Source organism: Actinomadura darangshiensis, assembly GCF_004349235.1.
Lineage (GTDB): Bacteria > Actinomycetota > Actinomycetes > Streptosporangiales > Streptosporangiaceae > Spirillospora > Spirillospora darangshiensis.
In genome coordinates this window covers 1-5,805 of the sequence record NZ_SMKY01000431.1, presented here as the reverse complement: position 1 = coordinate 5,805, position 5,805 = coordinate 1, and the positions used below count along the sequence as shown (strand labels likewise).

General features: G+C 71.1%; 5 protein-coding genes. All 5 read left to right on the top strand.

Features of this window, described 5'->3' with window-relative positions:
* Nucleotides 1-914, top strand: a 914-nt coding sequence (locus E1293_RS43685; RefSeq protein ID WP_132205522.1) for a WD40 repeat domain-containing protein, incomplete at its 5' end; no start/stop codon positions are given.
* Between the two features lie 3 nt (nt 915-917).
* Nucleotides 918-2,759, top strand: a complete 1,842-nt coding sequence (locus tag E1293_RS43680) for a WD40 repeat domain-containing serine/threonine protein kinase (RefSeq protein ID WP_132205520.1) — start codon at nt 918-920, stop codon at nt 2,757-2,759.
* 73 nt (nt 2,760-2,832) lie between these two features.
* Nucleotides 2,833-3,771: a LysR family transcriptional regulator gene (locus E1293_RS43675; RefSeq protein WP_132205518.1), complete on the top strand. Its 939-nt coding sequence runs from the start codon at nt 2,833-2,835 to the stop codon at nt 3,769-3,771.
* A gap of 199 nt (nt 3,772-3,970) precedes the next feature.
* Complete coding sequence (locus E1293_RS43670) at nt 3,971-5,224, top strand: serine hydrolase domain-containing protein (RefSeq protein WP_132205516.1); 1,254 nt, start codon at nt 3,971-3,973, stop codon at nt 5,222-5,224.
* Between the two features lie 36 nt (nt 5,225-5,260).
* Nucleotides 5,261-5,695 (top strand): VanZ family protein, encoded by a 435-nt coding sequence (locus E1293_RS43665; protein ID WP_207939462.1) that lies wholly within the window; start codon nt 5,261-5,263, stop codon nt 5,693-5,695.
* The last annotated feature ends 110 nt before the right edge of the window (nt 5,696-5,805 follow it).

The window sequence follows — 5,805 nt, the reverse complement described above, 5'->3', positions numbered from 1 at the left end:
AGGGCCTGGTCTCCCCCACCGGGTCGCTCACCGCCAAGGACGTCAAGACCCTCAACGAGGTCGCCATCACCGCCGACGGCCGGACCATCGCCGCGGGCGGCCTGGACTCGACCATCACGCTGTGGGACCTCGCCACCGGCCGCGCCCTGCGCACGATCGACCGGACGGGCTGGGTGAGCGCGCTCGCGTTCAGCCCGGACGGCGGGCTCATGGCCAGTTCGTCCAGCTCACCCGGCCTCCTGCTCGTCTGGGACGCGGCCACCGGACGCGTCAAGGTGAACGTGCGCAGCGGCGAGTTCGGCGCGAACTCGCTGGTCTACAGCCCGGACGGCCGCACGATCGCGGGAGCCAACCCGGGCGCGAAGCTCTTCGACGCCGCCACCGGCCGCACGCTGGCGACGTTCGACCTCGGGCACAGCGGCGTCAACGCGGTCGCCTACAGTCCGGACGGCAAGCTCATCGCGGTCGGGGTGGACGGCTTCTACAAGAAGCCGCCGGGCAACACCGTCCAGCTCCTCGACGGCCGGACGCTCCGCAAACGCGGCCAGCTCACCGGCCACACCGAGAGCGTCACCGGCGTGGCGTTCAGTTCGGACGGGAAGCGGCTGGCCAGCAGCAGCGCGGACAAGACCGTCCGGATCTGGGACGTCGCCACGCGGCGCTCCGTGCGCGTCATCAAGGCGGGCGGGGCGAACGTCAAGGACGTGAAGCTCTCCCCGGACGGCTCGTCCGTCCTCGGCGCGTGCAACGACCGGACCGTCCGGATCTGGAACGCCGCCACCGGCGCGCTCACCGCGACGCTCGTCGGCCACTCCCAGCCCGTCGAGAAGATCGTCCTCACCCCGGACGGCCGGACCGTGGCGGGTGTGGGCGGCTCCAAGCCGGACGGCACCGTGACGCTCTGGAAGGTCTGATCAGTGGATCCGCTGCGCAGTGACGACCCCCGCCAGATCGGCCCCTACCGGCTCGACGGACGGCTGGGCGCGGGCGGCATGGGCGAGGTGTTCCTCGGGGCCTCGCCGAGCGGACGCAAGGTCGCGGTGAAGGTCGTCCGCGCCGAGTTCGCCGCCGACGCGGACTTCCGGCGGCGGTTCGCCCGCGAGATCGAGGCCGCCCGCAAGGTCGGCGGATTCCATACGGCGCAGGTCGTCGACGCCGACCCCGAGGCCGCCTCGCCGTGGATGGTGACCGCGTTCGTCCCCGGCCCGTCCCTGCGGCAGGTCGTGCAGCGCCAGGGCCCTCTCGCGCCGCCCGCGGTCCGCGAACTGGGCAAGGGTCTCGCCGAGGGCCTGACCGCGATCCACGCGTGCGGGCTGGTGCACCGCGACCTCAAGCCGGGCAACGTCATCATGGCCCCGGACGGCCCCCGGATCATCGACTTCGGCATCGCCCGCGCGGCCGACGCGACCGCGCTGACCTCGACCGGAGCGGTCGTCGGCACGTTCTCGTTCATGTCCCCCGAGCAGGTGCGCGCCGACGCCACCGGCCCGCCGAGCGACGTGTTCGCGCTCGGCTGCGTGCTCGCGTACGCGGCGCTCGGCCGCGGCCCGTTCGACGCGCCGACCATCCCGGCGATCGTCCACAAGATCGTCGGCGCGCCGCCCGACGTGGGCGGCCTCACCGACCCGCCCCTGCGCGACCTCGTCGTCCGCTGCCTGGAGAAGGACCCCGGCCGGCGGCCGTCCGTCCAGGAGGTCCTGACCGGCCTCAGCGCCGAGCCCCCGCGCGGGCCCTCCCGCCGCGCCGTCCTGCTCGGCGGGGCGGCCGTCGCGGCGACCGCCGCCGTCGCCGTGCCGACCGTCCTGCTCTGGCCGTCGGACTCGTCCGCTGGACGGAACGTCCCGAAGACCCCGATCGGCGTGCCCACAGGCGTCACCCTGCCGAGTTCCGAGGTCGCGCTCTCCGACCTGGCGTTCTCCCCGGACGGCAGAAGCCTGTGGGGCGCGGGTTTCGCCTCGATCCTGCGCTGGGACCTGTCCACCGCGCAGGTCACCGCCCATGAACTCAAGGACTCCGACGAGACCTACAAGCGCCCGATGGTCTTCAGTCCGGACGGCAGGACCCTCGCGACCGGCGGCGACGACGAGGGCGTCCACCTCTGGGACGTGGCGTCGGTGAAGGTCCGCAAGACCTTCACCGGCCTGCGCGGCGCCCAGGCGCTCGCATTCAGCGCGGACGGCCGGTCGCTCGCCGTCAGCAGCGGCCACGGCCCCACCTACGTCCAGATCCTGGACACCGTGACCGGCAAGTCCCGCCCGATGAAGCTCGACTACTACGCCAACGCGCTGGCCTTCTCCCCAGACGGGAAGGCCCTCGCCGGCGCCCGTGCCCTGTCCAGAAGCTTCACCCTCTGGGACACCTCGAAGGGCGACGGCAAGGAGATCTCGCCGTCCGAGGCCACCGGCATCCCGTCCCTCGTTTTCAGCCCGGACGGAGACGTCATCGCGGTCTCCACCGGCGGCTACTACGGCTTCGAACTCCGGAAGGCGTCCGACGGCGACGTCAAAACCACCATCAAGGACCTCGGCGGCGAGGTGCAGGCCCTGGCGTTCAGCCCGGACGGCGACACCCTCGTCACCGCAGACGAGAAGAACATCCGCCTCTGGCACGTCCCGACGAGCCGCAACACCGCAACGCTCCCCGGCGACTCCGACGAGGACCAGTCCGTGACGTTCGCCCCCGACGGCCAAAGTTTCGCCACGACAAGCGGCGCCGGCACCACCCGCCTCTGGACCTTCCAGTCGACCGCTCGGGCTTGAAGGTCCGGGCTCCTCGCGACAACGGCTCCCCGGCGCGCCACAACGGATGGTTGGGCACCCATAGGCTGGATCAGTGGACATCGAGGCGGTGCGGTCGTTCGTCCGCGCCGCCGAGCTCGGACAGCTGCAGCACGCGGCCGACGAACTCGGCGTGACGCAGCAAGCCGTGTCGAAGCGGATCACGAACCTTGAGAGGAAGCTCGACGTCAAGCTGTTCACCCGCACCGCCCGCGGGGTCGAGCTGACACTCGACGGCCAGGCGTTCCTCCCGCACGCCCGGAACATCGTCACGGGCGTCGACCGCGCCATCACCGCGATCAGACCCGGCTCGCGGGCCCTCCGCATCGACGTTCTCGGCCTGCGATCCGCGCAGGCCGTCGTCCTGCACGACTACTGGCGCTCGCACCCCGGGACCGACCTCGACGTTGTCACCCTCAAGGCCGACGACCCGCGTGCGGCGGTCGCCGCCGTCCAGGCGGGCGATGTCGACGCCTCGTTCCGCACGATCACCGACCCGGCCGCGCTGCCCCGCGACGTGCGGATGATCCCCGCGTTCGACTCGCCGCTGGAACTCCTCGTCGGCCCGAGACACCCGCTCGCCTCCGCGCGGACACTGACACCGTCCCGGCTGCGCCGGCACCGGATCTGGGTGCCGGGCATCGCGCCGCGAAGCGAATGGGCGGAGTTCTACGATCAGTTGACCACCGCCTTCGACCTCCGCGTCGACGCCGCGGGCCCGAACTTCGGCAACGAGGTATTGCAGGACGTCCTCGCGGACTCCGCGGACGTGGCCACCCTCGTAGGCGCACGCGACCGGTACATCTGGCCGACGAGCCACGACCTGCGCCGCATCCCGATCGTGAATCCGATGCTCGCGTATCCGCTCTCGCTGATCGTCCCGAAAACGAATCCGCACCCGGGACTCCGGGCGATCATCAACCACCTCGGCAGCCTGCCGCCGCTCCCCGGGGATGCCTGGCTCCCTTCCTGGGCGACGAAACGGAAGCCATGAACCCCCCGGCTGTGGCCGCAGGCCCGGGTCACACCCGGGTCACAGCTTTTGGCTCCGCGCTGTGACCGTCCGTTGGATAGGAATTGCGGCGGAAGGTGACTCCTAAAGGACGGTGCCGTGCCCGATGGCGGCGGATGGGACCACCTTTCGTATCGAGAATCGCAATGGTCTGTTCGGCGATCGGGAAAAGGGCGTGCTCATGGGCTCGGATTCTGTAGGCGGTATCGACCGGCGGCGGCTGCTCGGACGGGGCGGGCTGGCGGCCGCCGGCGCGGTGGCGGCCGGCGGATCGCTGGTGGGCGCCCAGCCCGGCCGCGCAGACTCGGCCCCGACCGGCTCCGACATCCCGCCGGACACCCGGCCCGGCGGAGCCTACGACCGGTACGTGGCGCAACTGGCGGCCGAGGACAAGTTCTCCGGTGTGGTGCTGCTGGCCCACAAGGGACGGACGGTGCTGTCCCGCAGCTACGGCATGGCCGACAAGGAGAAGGGGATCCGCAACCACGAGGGCGTCGCGGTCAACCTCTCCTCGGGGATCCAGCCGTTCCTCTCGGTGGCCGTCCTGCAGCTGGCGCAGCAGGGCAAGCTGGGCTTGGCGGACACGGTGGGCACCCACCTGACGGGCTTCGCCGAGGACATCGCCGAACAGGTGACCATCCACCATCTGCTCACCACCACGTCCGGGATGAGCGCCCCAGAACTGGACCTGCAGCGCATCTTCCACAGCAAGGAGGAAGTGCACGAGTTCAATCGGCAGTGGACCCGGCAGGCGGAACTGGCGGCCCCTCCCGGCACGGGCAACCAGGCGCACACCAACGGCGCCGGCGCGGGCCTCGCCACCGCCGCGCAGATCGTGGAGGCCGTGACCGGCACGACGTACTGGGACTACGTGCACGAGCACGTCTTCGGGCGCTGCGGCATGACCGGTACGGCGTTCTACACCAGGCCGCAGTGGCTCACCGACGAGCACATCGCGCACTCCTACATGCGGCAGGCCGACGGCAGCCGAGTGGACGCCGTGCGCAATCTGGACAAGGGCAGCCTCACCCCGCAGATAGCGGGCAAGAACCCGGGTCGCGCCTTCATCGGCTATGCCACGGACGACGGCTTCGCCACCGCGCCGGACCTGGTCCGGTTCGCGAACGCGCTACACGACGGCACGGTGCTGGACCGCCCCTTCGCCGACCTGCTGACCGGCGCCAAGATCCCCCGCGGGTCGGGCAGGGACGGCTCCCCGCTCGCCCACCCGTCGTTCACCGGGTACACGGGCCCGATCAAGATCATCGACGGCCAGTGGCTGTTCGGACGCGGCGGCGGCACCGGCGGCAGCACCGCCAACTGGAACATCTACCCCGACACCGGCTGGGTCGGCGTCATCCTCAGCAACTACGACGACGTGCCGATACAGGACATCACCCAACAGGAGCTGAAGGCCATCACCGGCCAGGGCTGACGGGCGGGTCCGCCACAGGACGAGAACGGGGGCAGCGTGATCATCGAGGACTGGCACGGCTGGGTCGGCACGTTCACCGGCGTAGTACTTCTCACGGTGGCCGTACTGCCGTTGGCCGCCCTGGCGGTGTGGGCGCTGGCACGCCGCCGCAGCGTCACCGGCAGACCGGCGCGGGCGTGGCGGACGGCGCTGGCCGAGGTCGGCATCGTCTACGGGACGGTGCCGTGGGTATGGATGATCATGCTGCCGGGCTCCCGGGCCGGCGAAGTTCCCGGCCGGGTGAGCCTGGTACCGCTGCGGGACCTGGTCACGATGTCGACGGGCCAGGTCGTCGGCAACCTGCTGGTGTTCGCGGCGCTGGGCTTCCTCGTCCCGCTGCGGTTCCCGGCCCTGGCATCGCTACCCCGGATCCTGGCGCTCGCGGCGGGCTGCTCAACCCTGGTCGAGACCGCGCTGAGGTTCCCCCCGTAGCACGGACAGCTCGGGTGAGATGGGTCAGGTGGTGATGCTCGAGGTTCGGTGTCGTTCCTCGTAGTCCACCGGGCTCAGCATTTCAAGGCTGGAATGTCTTCTGAATGGGT

Excerpts from the sequence above, each read along its gene's own strand:
- E1293_RS43670 (WP_132205516.1), top strand. The coding sequence starts at position 3,971 with ATGGGCTCGGATTCTGTAGGCGGTATCGACCGGCGGCGGCTGCTCGGA.